This is a genomic window from Citrobacter sp. wls619 (genome assembly GCF_005281345.1).
In the GTDB taxonomy this organism is placed as follows: domain Bacteria; phylum Pseudomonadota; class Gammaproteobacteria; order Enterobacterales; family Enterobacteriaceae; genus Citrobacter.
This window is the reverse complement of record NZ_SZXJ01000101.1, coordinates 173,659-190,731: the sequence shown is the minus strand read 5'-3', so window position 1 is coordinate 190,731 and position 17,073 is coordinate 173,659. Positions and strand designations below refer to the sequence as shown.

Annotated in this window: 18 protein-coding genes; 9 read left to right on the top strand and 9 right to left on the bottom strand. The window is 54.2% G+C overall.

Annotated features, from left to right (window positions below; genetic code table 11):
* Positions 1-25: 25 nt before the first annotated feature.
* Positions 26-643 (bottom strand): multifunctional acyl-CoA thioesterase I/protease I/lysophospholipase L1, encoded by a 618-nt coding sequence (gene tesA, locus FDX19_RS23410; RefSeq protein ID WP_212734728.1) that lies wholly within the window; start codon positions 641-643, stop codon positions 26-28.
* Here tesA and ybbA point away from each other — a divergent pair.
* The 6 genes from ybbA (at position 611) to FDX19_RS23380 (ending at position 7,853) form a co-directional block, all read left to right on the top strand.
* On the top strand, positions 611-1,297 hold the full coding sequence (ybbA, locus tag FDX19_RS23405) for a putative ABC transporter ATP-binding protein YbbA (RefSeq protein ID WP_137384588.1): 687 nt from the start codon (positions 611-613) through the stop codon (positions 1,295-1,297). The two genes, tesA and ybbA, sit on opposite strands and share 33 nt — an antisense overlap.
* Positions 1,294-3,708 carry a putative ABC transporter permease subunit YbbP gene (gene ybbP / locus FDX19_RS23400; protein WP_137384587.1) on the top strand — a complete coding sequence of 805 codons (2,415 nt, stop codon included), beginning with the start codon at positions 1,294-1,296 and terminating at the stop codon, positions 3,706-3,708. Before ybbA ends, ybbP begins: the two co-directional genes overlap by 4 nt.
* Before the next feature lie 188 nt (positions 3,709-3,896).
* Positions 3,897-5,030, top strand: coding sequence for a porin (locus FDX19_RS23395; protein ID WP_137384586.1), 1,134 nt, complete (start codon positions 3,897-3,899; stop codon positions 5,028-5,030).
* A gap of 261 nt (positions 5,031-5,291) precedes the next feature.
* Positions 5,292-6,122, top strand: coding sequence for a MetQ/NlpA family ABC transporter substrate-binding protein (locus FDX19_RS23390; protein ID WP_137384585.1), 831 nt, complete (start codon positions 5,292-5,294; stop codon positions 6,120-6,122).
* Between the two features lie 62 nt (positions 6,123-6,184).
* Entirely contained in the window at positions 6,185-7,201 is a 1,017-nt protein-coding gene (sfbB, locus tag FDX19_RS23385; protein ID WP_137384584.1) for a virulence-associated ABC transporter ATP-binding protein SfbB, read from the top strand.
* Positions 7,194-7,853, top strand: a complete 660-nt coding sequence (locus FDX19_RS23380) for a methionine ABC transporter permease (protein ID WP_005125237.1) — start codon at positions 7,194-7,196, stop codon at positions 7,851-7,853. Before sfbB ends, FDX19_RS23380 begins: the two co-directional genes overlap by 8 nt.
* Here FDX19_RS23380 and mnmH read toward each other — a convergent pair whose 3' ends face one another.
* The 5 genes from mnmH to ppiB all read right to left on the bottom strand — a co-directional run bounded on the left by mnmH (position 7,854) and on the right by ppiB (position 11,946).
* A complete protein-coding gene (mnmH, locus tag FDX19_RS23375; protein ID WP_137384583.1) occupies positions 7,854-8,939 on the bottom strand; it encodes a tRNA 2-selenouridine(34) synthase MnmH in 1,086 nt (361 codons plus the stop codon).
* Between the two features lie 96 nt (positions 8,940-9,035).
* Positions 9,036-10,103, bottom strand: a complete 1,068-nt coding sequence (gene purK / locus FDX19_RS23370) for a 5-(carboxyamino)imidazole ribonucleotide synthase (RefSeq protein WP_137384582.1) — start codon at positions 10,101-10,103, stop codon at positions 9,036-9,038.
* Complete coding sequence (gene purE / locus FDX19_RS23365; protein WP_121584332.1) at positions 10,100-10,609, bottom strand: 5-(carboxyamino)imidazole ribonucleotide mutase; 510 nt, start codon at positions 10,607-10,609, stop codon at positions 10,100-10,102. Before purE ends, purK begins: the two co-directional genes overlap by 4 nt.
* A gap of 117 nt (positions 10,610-10,726) precedes the next feature.
* A complete protein-coding gene (gene lpxH / locus FDX19_RS23360; RefSeq protein ID WP_137384581.1) occupies positions 10,727-11,449 on the bottom strand; it encodes a UDP-2,3-diacylglucosamine diphosphatase in 723 nt (240 codons plus the stop codon).
* Positions 11,450-11,451: 2 nt separating this feature from the next.
* On the bottom strand, positions 11,452-11,946 hold the full coding sequence (gene ppiB, locus FDX19_RS23355; RefSeq protein ID WP_003021875.1) for a peptidylprolyl isomerase B: 495 nt from the start codon (positions 11,944-11,946) through the stop codon (positions 11,452-11,454).
* Positions 11,947-12,119: 173 nt separating this feature from the next.
* On the opposite strand from ppiB, the gene cysS reads away from it, so the two are divergent.
* Positions 12,120-13,505: a cysteine--tRNA ligase gene (gene cysS / locus FDX19_RS23350; protein WP_137384580.1), complete on the top strand. Its 1,386-nt coding sequence runs from the start codon at positions 12,120-12,122 to the stop codon at positions 13,503-13,505.
* An 80-nt stretch (positions 13,506-13,585) separates the two neighbouring features.
* Here cysS and FDX19_RS23345 read toward each other — a convergent pair whose 3' ends face one another.
* The 3 genes from FDX19_RS23345 to folD all read right to left on the bottom strand — a co-directional run bounded on the left by FDX19_RS23345 (position 13,586) and on the right by folD (position 15,313).
* On the bottom strand, positions 13,586-14,110 hold the full coding sequence (locus FDX19_RS23345; RefSeq protein ID WP_137384579.1) for a metal-dependent hydrolase: 525 nt from the start codon (positions 14,108-14,110) through the stop codon (positions 13,586-13,588).
* A 122-nt stretch (positions 14,111-14,232) separates the two neighbouring features.
* A complete protein-coding gene (gene ybcJ, locus FDX19_RS23340) occupies positions 14,233-14,445 on the bottom strand; it encodes a ribosome-associated protein YbcJ (RefSeq protein WP_137384578.1) in 213 nt (70 codons plus the stop codon).
* A gap of 1 nt (position 14,446) precedes the next feature.
* Positions 14,447-15,313 (bottom strand): bifunctional methylenetetrahydrofolate dehydrogenase/methenyltetrahydrofolate cyclohydrolase FolD, encoded by an 867-nt coding sequence (folD, locus tag FDX19_RS23335; RefSeq protein WP_137384577.1) that lies wholly within the window; start codon positions 15,311-15,313, stop codon positions 14,447-14,449.
* Between the two features lie 574 nt (positions 15,314-15,887).
* On the opposite strand from folD, the gene fimA reads away from it, so the two are divergent.
* Both fimA and fimI read left to right on the top strand, forming a co-directional pair.
* Entirely contained in the window at positions 15,888-16,442 is a 555-nt protein-coding gene (gene fimA / locus FDX19_RS23330) for a type 1 fimbrial major subunit FimA (protein ID WP_005122056.1), read from the top strand.
* 76 nt (positions 16,443-16,518) lie between these two features.
* The gene (gene fimI, locus FDX19_RS23325; RefSeq protein WP_137384702.1) at positions 16,519-17,052 is read left to right on the top strand and encodes a type 1 fimbrial protein subunit FimI; all 534 of its coding nucleotides are present in this window, start codon (positions 16,519-16,521) and stop codon (positions 17,050-17,052) included.
* Positions 17,053-17,073 lie beyond the last annotated feature (21 nt).

Genomic DNA, 17,073 nt, shown 5'->3' with positions numbered 1-17,073 from the left:
GCCGCCTTCATGCAACTCGAACTATTTAGGATAGAAAAGGGGTCAATTGTTTCGCCATCCAGTCGGCAATAAACGGCTGGGCGTCACGATTAGGATGGATACCATCATCCTGCATCCACTGGGGTTTCAGATAGACCTCTTCCATAAAAAAGGGCAGCAGAGGAATATCAAACTCTTTGGCAAGCTTGGGATACATCGCGCTAAAGGTTTCATTATAACGGCGACCGTAGTTAGCTGGCAGACGAATTTGCATCAGCAGCGGTTCGGCATTCGCCGCTTTTACGTCCTGCAAAATGGTACGCAGGGTTTGTTCAGTTTGGGCAGGCGCAAACCCGCGCAGGCCATCATTGCCACCCAGTTCGACCAGCACCCAGCGCGGCTGATGTTGTTTCAGTAATGCGGGCAGACGGGCCAGACCCTGCTGCGAGGTATCGCCGCTAATACTGGCATTTACCACCGGTGTTTTGCTGTGCCATTTATCATTAAGCAGTGCAGGCCACGCCGCACTGGCTGACATACGGTATCCGGCGCTCAGGCTGTCACCCAGAATTAATAACGTGTCCGCCGCGGCGGCGCGGAAAGTTAACAGAACCAGGAACAGGAAAGGCAAATGCCAGCGGAAAACATTGTTGAAGTTCATCATCTTAAGAAATCCGTCGGTCAGGGTGATCACGAGCTATCCATCCTTACCGGAGTTGAACTGGTTGTCAAACGCGCCGAGACCATTGCGCTGATCGGCGAATCAGGATCGGGGAAATCCACGCTACTGGCGATCCTTGCCGGGCTGGACGATGGCTCCAGCGGTGAAGTGAGTCTGGTGGGGCAGGCGCTGCACACCATGGACGAAGAGGCCCGGGCGCAGTTACGGGCGCGACATGTTGGCTTTGTCTTCCAGTCATTCATGTTAATTCCCACGCTGAACGCACTGGAGAACGTTGAGCTTCCTGCACTGTTGCGGGGAGAACACAGTGGGAAAAGCCGCGATGGTGCGAAAACGCTGCTTGAACAATTGGGGTTGGGGAAACGGCTCGACCATCTTCCGGCCCAGCTTTCCGGCGGGGAGCAGCAGCGCGTGGCGTTGGCGCGGGCCTTTAACGGTCGCCCTGACGTGCTGTTTGCCGATGAACCAACGGGCAATCTGGACCGCCAGACCGGAGACAAAATCGCCGACCTGCTGTTTTCTCTGAACCGGGAACACGGTACCACCCTGATTCTGGTAACCCATGACCCGCAGTTGGCGGCGCGTTGCGATCGGCGTTTACGCCTGGTGAACGGACAGTTGCAGGAGGAGGCATGATTGCACGCTGGTTCTGGCGCGAATGGCGCTCGCCTTCATTACTGATTGTCTGGCTGGCGCTGAGCCTGGCGGTAGCTTGTGTGCTGGCGCTGGGTAACATCAGCGACCGAATGGAAAAAGGGCTGAGCCAGCAAAGCCGTGAGTTTATGGCGGGTGACCGGTCGCTGCAAAGTTCACGAGCAGTACCGAAAGCATGGATTGACGAGGCGCGACAGCGTGGCCTGAAGGTGGGAGAACAGCTCACCTTTGCCACCATGACTTTTGCCCAGGATACGCTGCAACTGGCGAACGTCAAAGCGGTGGATGATGTGTATCCGATGTACGGCTCGTTGCAGACCCATCCGCCGGGGCTGAAACCGCAGCCTGGCTCGGTGCTGCTGGCGCCGCGTTTGATGGCGCTGCTCAACTTAAAAATCGGCGACGCCATCGACGTTGGCGATGCCACGTTGCGCATTGCGGGTGAAGTGGTGCAGGAACCTGACTCTGGCTTTAATCCGTTCCAGATAGCGCCGCGTCTGATGATGAACATGGCGGATGTTGAAAAAACGGGAGCGGTCCAGCCGGGAAGCCGGGTGACCTGGCGCTATAAATTTGGCGGGACACCGCAGCAATTAGAAGGCTATGAAAAGTGGCTGCTGCCACAGCTGAAGCCAGAACAGCGCTGGTATGGGCTGGAACAGGATGAGGGGGCTCTGGGGAAATCGCTTGAGCGTTCGCAACAATTCCTGCTGCTTTCTGCATTGTTAACGCTGCTGCTGGCGGTGGCTGCAGTTGCTGTAGCGATGAGCCACTATTGCCGTAGTCGTTACGACCTGGTGGCGATTCTGAAAACCCTCGGCGCGGGCAGGGCGCAGCTGCGTAAGCTGATTATTGGACAGTGGCTGATGGTGCTGGTGCTGTCTGGTGCAACCGGGGGGCTGTTTGGCCTGTTATTTGAGCGCGTGCTGGTGGTGTTGCTCAAACCGGTTCTGCCCGGCGAGTTGCCGCCTGCCAGCCCCTGGCCGTGGCTATGGGCATTAGGCACCATGACGGTCATTTCCCTGTTGGTGGGGCTACGTCCTTATCGGCTGCTGCTGGCGACACAACCATTGCGGGTACTGCGTCGTGATGTCGTTGCCAACGTCTGGCCGCTGAAGTTCTATTTGCCTGTGGTATTGATCGTTGTGGTCGCGCTGCTTGCCGGACTGATGGGGGGGAGCATGCTGCTGTGGGCGGTGCTGGCCGGCGCGGTTGTACTGGCGCTCTTGTGCGGCGTGCTGGGCTGGATGCTGCTCAACGTACTGCGTGGCCTGACGTTAACGTCGCTACCGCTACGTTTAGCGGTCAGTCGACTGTTGCGCCAGCCGTGGTCGACGCTGAGCCAGCTATCGGCCTTTTCGCTTTCCTTTATGCTGCTGGCGCTGCTGCTGGTACTGCGTGGCGATCTGCTCGATCGCTGGCAGCAGCAAATGCCGCCAGAAAGCCCCAACTACTTCCTGATTAACATCGCCAGCGAGCAGGTGGTGCCGCTGAAAGCGTTCCTGTCTGAACATCAGGTGATCCCGGAGTCGTTCTATCCGATCGTACGGGCGCGTCTGACGGCGATCAATGACAAAGCCACCGAAGGTAATCAGGACGAGGCGCTTAATCGTGAACTGAATCTGACCTGGCAGGATACCCGGCCGGATCATAACCCGATTACCGCCGGAAGCTGGCCGCCAAAAGCGGGTGAAGTGTCGATGGAAGAGGGGCTGGCGAAGCGCTTAAACGTGAAGCTTGGCGATCGTGTGACCTTTATGGGCGATACCCAGGATTTCAGTGCCACGGTAAGCAGCCTGCGAAAAGTGGATTGGGAAAGCCTGCGACCGAATTTCTTCTTTATCTTCCCTTCCGGTGCGCTTGACGGGCAGCCGCAAAGTTGGCTGACCAGCTTTCGCTGGGAGAACGGCAACGGCATGTTGACGCAGCTTAACCGCGAATTCCCGACCATCAGCCTGCTGGATATTGGCGCGATCCTCAAACAGGTCAGCCAGGTACTGGAGCAGGTGAGCCGGGCGCTGGAAGTGATGGTGGTTCTGGTCACCGCTTGCGGCATGTTATTGCTGCTGGCGCAGGTTCAGGTGGGGATGCGTCAGCGTCATCAGGAGCTGGTGGTCTGGCGTACGCTGGGAGCGGGTAAGAAATTGCTGCGTACTACGCTGTGGTGCGAGTTCGCCATGTTGGGGATGGTCTCCGGCCTAGTGGCGGCCATCGGTGCGGAAACGGCGCTGGCGGTTCTGCAAACCAAAGTGTTTGATTTCCCGTGGGAGCCAGACTGGCGACTGTGGGTCGTATTACCCTTCTGCGGGGCGTTGCTACTCTCCCTATGCGGTGGATGGCTTGGCTCGCGTCTGTTAAAAGGCAAAGCGCTGTTCCGTCAGTTCAGCAATTAATTCATTTCCTTGATGAATACGCACCGATTTTGCCATCGGTGCGTATTTTTTTGTCTATAGAGCACAAATTGATAACCCCTTGATATTTAACAGCACAAATCAATAAAAACCCGACAACACGAGAGTATTAATAAAAGTTAATATTTGTATGCTGAATAATTGGCAGGCTATCTATCAAGGTAAAAATAATGACTATAAAAAAAACAGCGCTGGCAGTATCGATCGGCGCAGCAGTGGCATTAACGACTTTCGCTTCTCAGGCGGAAATCACGGTCCTGAAACAAGATCCGCAGGCGGGCAATCCGCTGAGCCGTCTTAACTTCACCGTCGGCGGGAGTATTCGTCCGCAGTTCCAGAATATGGCTGGCGATGATGGTAAGAATGGTTACAAACGTAATGGTTTCGACGGCGGTACTCGTTTCCGTTTCGCTGCTGATTACTATCTGTTTGATGACATCAGTTGGGTGAGTTACTACGAGCTGGGCGTTAACTTCCCGGCGATGTTCAACTGGGATAATCACTATGCTGACGGCGCCAACGATACCACGCGCCGTATGCTGTACACCGGTCTGAAGAGCGCGACCTGGGGTACGCTGACCTTCGGTCAACAGAACAGCATTTACTATGATGTGGTTGGCGCGAAAACGGATATCTGGGACTACGACATGATCGGTCAGGCACCAGGTAACGGGATCAACGGCGACTATGACGGTTCATATCGTACACGTAAGTCACTGAAGTATAAAAACACCGTGGGAGATGTTGATCTCTACGCTTCTTATCTGTTCAGCGATGACTATAACCCGAATAACGGCCTGCGTTACAAACGTAAAGGCGGCGGTTCACTGGGTGTGGATTATCATATTACGGATGACCTGACCTGGGGTACGGCGTGGAACTACACCCGCGCGGAGATGCGTGGTAACACCAGCAAAACCTACGATCAAAACATCGTCGGTACTGCGCTGAGCTGGAAACCGGACAACTGGACCTTCTCACTGGGCGGCGGCTGGTATCAGAACTTCATGACCACCAAAAAAGTATCTGTTAACGACTACTTTGCCGGTGATGCCTGGGGTCTGGAATACTTCGCGGGTTATACCTTCCCGGTGGGTCAGTATGCGCTGAAATCCGTCCAGCCTTACTTCATGGGCGATCGTATTGAATACGTGAATGGTCGTAACTACCTGCGTACCGACAACGGTCTGGGTATCAGCTTCCAGCTGGATTACGGTTTCCGTGTTGATTATGAACACGTCTTTACCTCCAGCACCGACAACCTGGGTGATATGAACCTGGTTCGTCTGCGTTACGACTTCTAATCGAACCCCTGCCGCCCGATACGCTTGCGTTTATCGGGCCCGGGAGCGCTGTTGTAGGCCGGATTAGGCACGTGTGCCGACATCCGGCTTTTTTATGCCTTCTTTCATTTAAAAACATACTCCGCAACATCATGAAATAATTTCAAGGACAGCAGGTTGTGATCTGTGTCATGTTAACAATCAGCCTGTTAACGGGCCAACAAGAACAACGCCGCAAGAACGGCGTGAGACATGACACCACAACGTTAAAATGGAGAGAATATGGGATTGCGTCAGAGTTTACGCGTCGCGACCGGGGCGCTGTTACTGGCCTGTGGATTACAGTTTGCTCATGCAAACAGTGATCCGCACACCATCGTATTTGGCGTCGCACCGGGTCCGTATGGCGATATGGTGAAACAAGCCATTGCCCCTACGCTGAAAGAGAAAGGCTATAAGGTAGTGGTGCGCGAATTTAGTGACTACGTGCAGCCAAACATGGCGCTCTCCAACGGCAGCATTGACGCAAACCTGTTTCAGCACTCGCTTTATTTTGACAAATTCACCGCCGACAAAGGGTTGAAATTGAGTAAGCTCATCGTTGTTCCAACGGCGGGAATGGGTTTTTACTCGCATAAAATCAAGAGCCTGGATGAACTGAAGAAAGGTGATGTCATCACGCTTTCTAACGATCCGACGAACCTGGCCCGTGGTCTGCGCTTCCTGCAATCTATCGACCTTATCACCATCAAAGACAATATTGATCCCACTAAAGCTTCTGAACGTGATATCGCCAGTAACGCGAAAGGACTGGTGTTTAAACCGCTGGAAGCTGCGCAGTTGCCGCGTACGCTGGATGGTGTGACCGGGGCACTGGTTAACGGTAACTTTGCGGTTGCGGCAAAACTGGATCTCGCCAGTGCGATCAAGCAAGAGCACCTGGATGAAAACCTGAAAAATATCATTGCGGTACGCAGTGAAGATGCAGATAAACCGTTCGCCAAAGACATTGTTGAAGCGGTGAAATCTCCGGCTTATCGTGCGGTGATAGACGATCCGAACAATATCTATAGCGCCTTCCAGAAGCCGGAATGGATGACGGCAGCCCAATAATCGCTGCGCTTAAGGTTTAACAGGGCAGCAACGACTGCCCTTTTCGCATTTCTGAGGTCGGTATGATTGAGATAGATAAGGTTTGCGTGGATTTCAGCGCAGGCCGCGGACCGTCAACCCGGGCGGTTGATGAGGTCAGCCTGCGCATCGGCGCAGGTGAGATATTTGGCATTGTGGGAACCAGTGGGGCGGGGAAAAGTACGCTGCTGCGTACCCTGAACGCCTTAACGCGCCCAAGCCAGGGAAGCGTGAAGGTGAACGGTGTTGAAATTTCAGCGCTGGAAGGAACGCACTTACGTAAGGCCCGTCAGCGTATTGGGATGATTTTTCAGCATTTTAATTTGATGCATACCCGCACGGTGGCGCAAAACGTCGCTTTCAGCCTGAAGGCTGCCGGATGGGAGCGCAGCAAAATCGCGCCACGCGTGGCGGAGATTCTGGCGCTGGTCGGGTTAGCGGATAAAGCAAACCGTTTTCCGGTACAGCTCAGCGGCGGACAAAAACAGCGCGTGGGTATTGCCCGCGCCATTGCCAACCACCCGGATGTACTGCTTTGCGATGAACCCACTTCCGCGTTAGATCTGGAAACATCGGCCACCATTCTGGCTCTGCTCAAACAGATCAACCAACAACTGGGGATCACGATCGTGCTGATCACTCACGAGATGAATGTGATCAAATCAATTTGCGATCGTGTGGCGGTGATGTCCGGTGGCAAGGTGGTGGAGTCCGGTGAGGTGTTTGATGTCTTTGCTCACCCGCAGCACGCGTTCACGCAGCAACTGGTGTCGCATACCCTCAATTTGACGCTGCCCGAGCGACTGCGCCAGCATCTGCCAGGACAACTGCTGAAAATTTTATTTATCGGCGACTCAGCGGAACAGCCGGTGCTGTCTGAAGTGGCGGTAAAGTTTGGCGTGGCGGTAAATATTCTGCACGGCAAAATTGAGTATATCGGTGAGCGTGCGCTGGGTATTTTGGTGGTGCAACTGACCGCGCCGCATAACCCTTCGGCGGTCGATGCCGCTGTGGAACATATTCGTCAACGTACCGCACAGGTGGAGGTGATTCGTGGATGATTTATTGCCGGATTTGACGCTGGCGTTTAATGAAACCTTCCAGATGCTGAGTATCTCAACCGTGCTGGCGATCGTTGGCGGCCTGCCGCTCGGCTTTCTTATTTTCGTCACCGACCGGCATTTATTCTGGCAGAACCGTTTTGTGTATCTGCTCAGTTCCGTGCTGGTGAACATTATCCGTTCGGTACCGTTTGTGATCCTGCTGGTGCTGTTGCTACCGTTAACCCAGTTTCTGCTCGGGAACACCATCGGACCGATTGCGGCGTCTGTTCCGCTTTCGGTTGCGGCGATTGCGTTTTATGCCCGACTGGTGGACAGCGCGTTACGTGAGGTTGATAAAGGCATTATCGAAGCCGCAGAAGCGTTTGGCGCCAGCCCGATGCGTATTATCTGCACCGTGCTGTTACCGGAAGCCAGCGCAGGTCTGCTGCGTGGGTTGACGATAACGCTGGTGAGTTTAATCGGTTACTCGGCGATGGCCGGGATCGTTGGCGGTGGCGGGGTAGGCGACCTGGCCATTCGCTTTGGTTATTACCGCTACGAAACCCAGGTCATGATCGTCACCGTGGTGGCGCTGATTATTTTGGTGCAGGTCGTTCAGGTGTTGGGTGACTGGCTGGCAAAACGCGCGGATAAGCGCGACAGACACTGATCACTGTGCGTTAAGCCAGTCGGCAACATCCTGCCATGTGCCGCGAAAAACGATTTTCGCGGCTTTCTTTTCCAGCTGATAGCGATACATCGGATCGTAATATTCGTTGAGTAACGGCACCAGCCAGCCCATATGAGCGTCGGTACTGCCCGTCGTCTGCTGTTCGCGCAGGGCCACGTCGAGCAGGGCGGTCAGCTCGGCAAAGCGTTGTAAACCCAGACGACGGCGGATAGCAAACAGGCCATGGTGCAGATACTCGCTGTACTCCTGCCAGCCCTGGCTCTCGCCATAAGCGTGGGTAAAATCGTGGTGCATCTTCACGAAATACTCTTCGCGCAGTCGCTCCAGGCGTAACTCAAAGGGATCTTCCACCACCGCAATGTTTGCCTGAGTCATGCGATCACGCAAACATTCGGGCAGATGATTGGCACCAATCATGCGGCCTTCATCTTCCAGTACCCACAAACGCAGATCCTGGCGGCTGTCGGTTTTCAGCATTTCGACCGCCAGCAGGTTTTCGAAGCTCGCCTGGCTCAGTTGCGGTTCGACGGTGCGGCCAAAAGAGGAACCGCGATGATGTGCCAGACCTTCGAGATCCACGCCGTTTGGCTGCTGTTGTACCAACAGCGTTTTACCGCTTCCAGTACAGCCGCCAATCAGGACGATAGGTTTTTGCACCAGCGTTTCCGTCAGCTGTATCGTCGCCTGGCGCAGCGCCTTATAACCGCCTTTTATCAGCGGATAGTTGATACCAGCCTCCTGCAACCAGTGTTGCACGATGTGCGAGCGCTGGCCGCCGCGGGCACAGCATAAGTATCCCTCTGGATGCTGGCGACAGGCGTCCAGCCAGGCGTTCATTCGCTGCTGGCGGGTTTCACCCGAGACCAGTTGGTGGCCCAATGCGAGCGCCGCCTCCGGTCCCTGACGTTTATAGCAGGTCCCGACCGCGGCGCGTTCGTCATCGTTCATTAGGGGGAGGTTGATCGCACCCGGCATCGCACCCTGTTGAAATTCGACGGGGGCGCGTACATCGATTAAAGGCGTACCGGCGAGCAGAATCGCGCGATAGTCCGTTCCATCGTTCATGTTCAGTCCTGAAAATACAAAACAGCAATGGAGGGGATTTTACGCGCCTGAAGAGGGGCCGGGGAAGGATAAAATCAACTCCCCGGCATTAATGGCTTATTTCAGCTGTGATTGCGCCCAGATAATTCCGCTGGCATATTCCGGCGGTAGTAGGGGAATTAACGCTTCCAGCGTGGCATTTAGACGTGCAGTATCGCTGTCGCTCAGGTTCAGGTGGCCGACTTTACGCCCTTCGCGCACTTCTTTGTCGTACCAGTGCAGATGGACCAGCGGCAGTTTCAGCCAGTCGTAGTTCAGGTCGCTACCAATCAGGTTTACCATCACCGAAGGAGTGTTCACCACCGGCGTCGGTAACGGCAGGTTGGTAATGGCGCGCAGGTGCAACTCGAACTGGCTGATGCTGGCGCCGTTTTGTGTCCAGTGCCCGCTGTTGTGCACGCGAGGCGCCAGTTCGTTAATCAGCAGACCTTCCGGGGTAATGAAACATTCCATCGCCATCACGCCGACATAACCCAGCGCCTGCATGATGGCGGAAAGCATCGCTTCGGCCTGTTCCTGCTGTCTGGCGTTAGCCTGCGGGAAGACCACGCTGGTACGCAGAATGCCGTCCTGATGCAGGTTGTGGGTTAGCGGATAGAAAACCGTGCTGCCGTCGTGTGCGCGAGCGCCTACCAGCGACACTTCGCCCGAGAAGTTAATGCCCCGCTCAACGATGCATTCGCCATAGCAATCATCCGGCAATTGTTCCGTTTCATTCGCGCGCAAACGCCACTGACCGCGACCGTCATAGCCGCCAACGCGACGTTTCACAATCGCCAGCTCGCCGAGTTTGTCGAATACTGCAGACCATTCGCTTTTCTCTGCCAGCAGTTGCCACGGCGCGGTTGCGAGGCCGAGTTTGTCAAAAAGCTGCTTTTGCGTCAGGCGGTCGGCAATAATCGGGAAGACATCACGATTCACGAACGCCGGATGGCGCGCCAGCTCGCGGGTTAACGCGGTTTCCGGCCAGCGCTCGATCTCAGCGGTAATGACGCTTTGCTGAAAGGGAACGGCGGCGGGTTCGGCATCCAGCCCGACTGGCCAGACCGCAATGCCCAGCGGCTCGCCGGCCTGACGCAGCATGCGCCCTAACTGACCGTTACCGAGTACGCAGACCTGCTTCATGCCGCACCTCGCGGGTCCGGGTTCTCCAGTACCTCATCGGTTTGTGCTTTGCGCCAGTCGTTCAGACGCTGGTGTAATGCTTTGTCGTGTGTTGCCAGAATTTGTGCTGCCAGCAGGGCTGCATTGGCCGCACCCGCTTTGCCAATCGCCAGCGTACCCACAGGGATGCCGCGTGGCATCTGCACGATCGAATAGAGGCTATCTACACCGCTCAATGCTGCGCTTTGTACCGGAACGCCTAACACGGGGACCAGCGTTTTCGCTGCAATCATGCCCGGCAGATGCGCTGCACCGCCAGCACCCGCAATAATGACCTGATAACCGTTTTCTTCAGCACTTTCGGCGAAGCTGAACAGTTTGTCAGGGGTACGGTGGGCTGAGACGACTTCAACATGGTGTGGAACGTCCAGCATTTCGAAGATTTCGGCGGCGAACTGCATAGTAGCCCAGTCGCTTTTGGACCCCATCACGATGGCGACACGCGCCGGATTATTGCAGGAAGACATGCGTCTAAAAACTCCTGTGGTGCACTACACTCGACTTTTGAGGCCACAGAGAATAGCATAATTCACCGCCAAGGAAAACGATTGCGTAGCCTGTATAACAAGCATTTTGACAGGGAGTTAAAACGGAAATGCGATCAGTTCAACGTCGTCAGGTGTGACTTTAATCATCGAACCTTCGGTGTGCCAGGCACCTAACACCACGCGGAAAGCGGGTTGCGCATTGGCCGTGACTTCGTGGACTGCCGGGCGATGGGTATGACCGTGAATTAACCACTGGACCTGATGTTTCTCCATTTCGGCAATGACGGCCTGTGGATTCACATCCATGATCTCCAGCGACTTGCTGCTATTGGCCGCTTTGCTGTTGGCGCGCATTTTCGCGGCAATACGTTGGCGAATGAATAACGGCAGGGAGAGAAACAGTTTTTGTAGCCAGGGCTGATGAACCTTCGCGCGAAACGCCTGATAGCCTGCGTCATCGGTACATAAGGTGTCGCCATGCATGATCAGTACGTTGCGGCCATACAGGTTGAGCACTTTTTCCTGAGGTAACAGGGTCATGCCGCTCTCACGGGCAAAACGCTTGCCGATCAGAAAATCACGGTTGCCATGAATGAAAAAGCAGGGAACACCGGAATCCGTCAGCGCTTTTATCGCTGCGGCCATTTCACGATGTAGGGGATTGGGATCGTCATCGCCTATCCAGGCTTCAAACAGATCGCCAAGAATGTACAGCGCATCGGCCTTGCGTGCATCGCCGGCTAAAAAACGCAGAAAACCGGCGGTGATCGCCGGTTCTTCCGTGCAGAGATGGAGATCTGCAATAAACAGTGTCGTCACGATTACTCGCTGACGGTGACGTTTTCGATGATAACGTCTTCTTTTGGTACGTCCTGATGCATACCGCTGCGACCGGTGGAAACGCCTTTGATTTTATCAACGACATCCATACCTTCGACAACTTCAGCGAATACACAGTAACCCCAGCCCTGCATGCTTTCGCCGGAGAAGTTCAGGAAGTCGTTGTCAGCAACGTTGATGAAGAACTGTGCGGTTGCTGAGTGCGGAGCCTGAGTACGCGCCATTGCCAGCGTTCCACGGGTGTTTTTCAGACCGTTGTTGGCTTCGTTTTTGATCGCCTCTTTCGTGGCTTTTTGCTTCATGCCCGGCTCAAAACCGCCGCCCTGGATCATGAAACCGTTAATAACACGGTGGAAAATGGTGTTGTTGTAAAAACCTTCGCGGCAGTAGTCCAGGAAGTTTTTAACTGTTTCAGGCGCTTTATCATCAAACGTTTTGATTACGATATCGCCGTGATTAGTGTGGAAAGTAACCATTTTTGCATCCTGTTCCGATAGAGTGGTGCTTCGACCCTGGTCAGGGTCACATGATAGGGGCTTGTTATAGCATAACCGCAAGGTTCGATCACCTTGCAAAGTGTGCTGCTTCGGGGCCAATTTATAGGTATTATAGGGCTTTGTTATCCACACACGTCTACACGGAATCTTCGATGTTAAAAATCTTTAATACACTGACGCGCCAAAAAGAGGAATTCAAACCCATTCATGCCGGGGAAGTCGGCATGTACGTGTGTGGCATCACCGTTTACGATCTCTGTCATATTGGACACGGGCGTACCTTTGTTTCTTTCGACGTTGTTGCCCGTTATCTGCGCTTCCTCGGCTACAAGCTGAAGTACGTGCGCAACATTACCGATATCGACGACAAAATCATTAAGCGCGCTAATGAAAATGGCGAGAGCTTTGTGGCGCTGGTTGATCGCATGATTGCGGAAATGCATAACGATTTCGATGCGCTGAATATTCTGCGTCCGGATCTTGAACCGCGTGCTACACATCATATCCCTGAGATTATTGAAATCACCGAACAGCTGATTGCCAAAGGCCACGCTTACGTTGCCGATAACGGCGATGTCATGTTCGACGTACCGACCGACCCGAATTACGGTCAGTTGTCACGTCAGGACCTGGATCAGCTGCAGGCGGGTGCGCGTGTTGATGTGGTTGATGTGAAGCGTAACCCGATGGACTTCGTGCTGTGGAAGATGTCCAAAGAGGGTGAACCGAGCTGGCCATCTCCGTGGGGCGCAGGCCGTCCGGGCTGGCACATTGAATGTTCTGCGATGAACTGCAAGCAACTGGGTAACCATTTCGATATTCACGGCGGCGGCTCTGACCTGATGTTCCCGCACCATGAAAACGAAATCGCGCAGTCCACCTGTGCGCATGACGGTGAATACGTCAATTACTGGATGCACTCCGGGATGGTGATGGTTGACCGTGAGAAAATGTCCAAATCACTGGGCAACTTCTTCACCGTTCGCGACGTGCTGAAATATTATGACGCCGAAACCATTCGCTACTTCCTGATGTCTGGCCATTATCGTAGCCAACTGAACTACAGCGAAGAGAACCTGAAGCAGGCTCGCTCAGCGCTGGAGCGCTTGTATACCGCGCTGCGCGGCACTGACAAGTTCGTTGCCCCTGCGGGTGGCGAAGCCTTTGAAGCGCGTTTCATTGAAGCGATGAACGATGACTTTAATACGCCAGAAGCCTACTCCGTGCTGTTTGACATGGCGCGTGAGGTTAACCGTCTGAAGGGTGAAGATATGGCTGCGGCGAACGGCATGGCTGCGCATCTGCGTAAGCTGTCCAGCGTACTGGGACTGCTGGAACAGGAACCAGAAGCGTTCCTGCAAAGCGGTGCGCAGGCGGATGACGGTGAAGTTGCGGAGATTGAAGCGCTGATTCAACAGCGTCTGGATGCACGTAAGGCGAAAGACTGGGCAGCGGCGGATGCGGCACGCGATCGTCTGAACGAGATGGGCATCGTGCTGGAAGATGGTCCGCAGGGCACCACCTGGCGCCGTAAGTAACTCTCTCGATTGCCGGATAGTCCGGCCTACAAGCATGATTTTGTAGGCCGGATCAGACACCTGGCGTCGCATCCGGCACATTAGTGTTTCCGATACCACCACAGCACACCCATCATCATAACTCCCGGTAGCCATACCCACATCAATTCCGAAAGTATCACCTGGTGCCCGTACGGCGTGGCATAGCGCGACAGCGCAAACGGCGCGACCTTAATCACCTGCCACGGTGCAAAGAAGCGTTCATCTGACCACGGCCACAGCCAGCCAACGCCTTTCCCTCCGGTGGTTACCGAATCCAGCAGGCTGTGCGACAGCAACGACACCGTCAAAAATAACCAGCAGCGTATTAGTCCAGCCTTAAACCATCGTCGGCCAATCAATACGCAAAGTAGCGGCACGACAAAGGCGAACAGCAACGAGTGGGTAAATCCGCGATGGCCGAAGACGTTACCGTAAGCAACGCCGAGCTTAAATGATAAGACGTCAGCGTCTGGCAGCATCGCCAGAGCGATGCCGGTAAACAGTAATCGCGCAGGGATGACTTTAAGTCCGAGACCTAACCCTAAACAGAGTGGAACGGCAGCGTGGGTAACAATAGTTGGCATGATGATCGCTTCGTGTGCAAAAACAGCATGCTAACAGGCCACGGTGAAGTGGGGATGAAGTCATTATCTGAAAATGGGGGACGTGGCCGGATAAGGTGCAAACCGTCATCCGGCATCTGGGATCACGCGATGACGTTAATGCTGTGTCCTTCAAAGCTGACGGTCTGTCCGGCAACGATTTTGCAGCGCTTGCGCGTTTCAACAACACCGTCGACCTTCACTAACCCTTCGCCAATAGCAATTTTTGCCTGGGCGCCGCTTTCGCTCCAGCCTTCCAGCTTCAGCAAATCGCAGAGTTCAACGTGAGGGTGTTTACCCAGTGAAAATGTGGCCATCTTAAACGTCCTTTACATCATGATATTCAACACACGCCTGCAGCGTGTTTTCGATAAGTGTGGCGACCGTCATCGGGCCTACGCCACCCGGCACCGGCGTAATATACGACGCACGTGCGGCAGCATCTTCAAAGACCACATCACCAACAACCTTACCATTCTCCAGACGGTTGATGCCGACATCAATCACAATTGCACCTTCTTTGATCCACTCACCCGGAATAAAACCCGGTTTGCCAACGGCAACAATCAGCAAGTCGGCGTGCTCGACGTGGCGACGCAGGTCCTTTGTGAATCGGTGGGTGACCGTGGTGGTGCAACCCGCCAGCAGCAACTCCATGCTCATCGGGCGACCGACAATATTGGAAGCGCCAATCACCACGGCGTTCAGGCCATAAGTGTCGATGTTGTAGCGTTCAAGCAGGGTCACGATACCGCGTGGAGTACATGGACGCAGGCGCGGTGCGCGTTGGCACAGACGGCCGACGTTATACGGATGGAAACCGTCGACGTCTTTGTCCGGCGCAATACGCTCCAGAACTTTGACGTTGTCGATGCCCGCCGGCAACGGCAGTTGTACCAGGATACCATCGATGGTGGCATCTGCATTGAGCGTATCGATCAGCTCAAGAAGCTCCGCCTCGCTGGTGGTTTCAGGCAGGTCATAGGAGCGGGAGACAAACCCCACTTCGTCGCAGGCTTTGCGTTTACTTGCCACGTAAATCTGCGAAGCCGGGTTGCTACCTACCAGCACAACAGCCAGTCCTGGGGCGCGTAATCCAGCCGCTAAACGCGCCTGAACTTTTTGAGCAACCTCAGAGCGCACCTGCTGCGCAATCGTTTTACCGTCAATAATCTTTGCTGCCATCAGAGAGAGGATTCCGTCTGTTACGTTAAGTCGAAGGGGATGTGACTATTTTGTCAGAAGCGGGGCGCGCTGTCAGTTTTCGTTTGCGTTTTTACGTGCGGTGGTGTGTTCCGCGTAGCCCGTGAGGGCGGCAACAGGTGTTGGACGTTGGCGCGTGATTCATAAGCATGCTAATGAAACTTAACCTAAATGAAACAACTCATCACCCTGGTATTTTCATGGGTAATATCTCAAAAACCAGACTGTTAGGTCTTGTTATGGTCGTTTTTGCCTCATTTTCACCCGGAATTTTCTTAGAGTCCAATAAGAATAAGCCAGGGTCATTAAAAGGAATTACAGGTATTTTTCATTAATTGAAATGTTTAATTTATCCCTGTGACGAATTGTCATATTCGTGAAGATTAATTAGTGAATCAAATTCTCAGGAGAGTGGGGGTACACGTTTCGCTAATTCTCTCTCGATATATATCTTTACAGGATGCAGAGATAATTTGCCTGACATTTAATGTCGATAATGATTCAAACGGATCCCGCAGGACGCTGGAGCCGGATGTGTGTAATTCAAGGGAAATCCATGAAACGTAAATTAATGACCTCTTCTGTTTTTGCCAGCATGATGTTAATGGCGGGCGCAGCGGTGGCGGCAGATCCGGTAAGCGTGAGCGGCGGTACGGTTCACTTTGAAGGTGAACTGGTCAATGCAGCCTGTGCAGTGAGTACCCAGTCAGCCGACCAGGTTGTTACATTAGGCCAATATCGTACCGCCAGTTTCACCGCCGTCGGTGACACCACGGCGCAAATTCCGTTCTCCATCGTGCTGAACGACTGTGACCCGAAAGTTGCTGCGACTGCTGCTGTTGCTTTCTCGGGCCAGACGGACCTCACCAACAACAGCCTGTTGGCTCTCTCCTCCTCAGATAACAGCACCACAGCGGGCGGCGTAGGGATCGAGATCCTGGACAACACCTCCACCGCACTGAAGCCAGATGGCGCGACCTTCTCAACCGCTCAGGCGCTGGTGGAAGGTACCAACACCCTGCGTTTCTCCGCGCGTTATAAAGCCACAGCAACCAGCGCTACGCCGGGTCAGGCAAACGCGGATGCGACCTTCATCATGAAGTACGAATAAGCCGTTTGATTCTCGCAGGGATGACTACCGCCTCATGGGATGAGGCACTATCCGGGGATGATGAAGGATGTGGCAGATGATAGGGAAAGGCGTAGCGCTGGCGGGAATGGTCTGCGTAATGCCGGCGTTTGCACACACCGTGATACTGGAAAGTGGCCGTCTTCATTTACGTGGGCAGTTGGTTAATGGAGCCTGTACGGTTGCCACGGACAGCCAGAGTTTAAGGGTGCAAATGGGGCAGTACCGCACTAACGCGTTCTCCGGGACGGGAAGCTTTGCCTCTACCAGCGTACCGTTTTCGCTGCGCCTGACGTCGTGCAGTGCTGATGTTTATGACCACGTGGGGATTGCCTTCGCGGGTGTTACGCCTGCCGAAGATCCACAGGTCTTTCTTGCCAGCGGTGATGCGTCTGCGGCTTCAGGTATTGGTTTGGCGTTATTTGATGAGCGACAACGACAAATAATTCCGAATGCGCTGCCGCTTCATTATGCCCCGATTTTAACGCAAGAGATGACGTTTCATTTCACTGCGCGCTATCGGGCTGTCTCGGAATATATAACGCCGGGAACGCTTCGTTCAGATGTGTGGTTTACGTTGGTGTATCCCTGATTTATTTCCTGACGATAATCA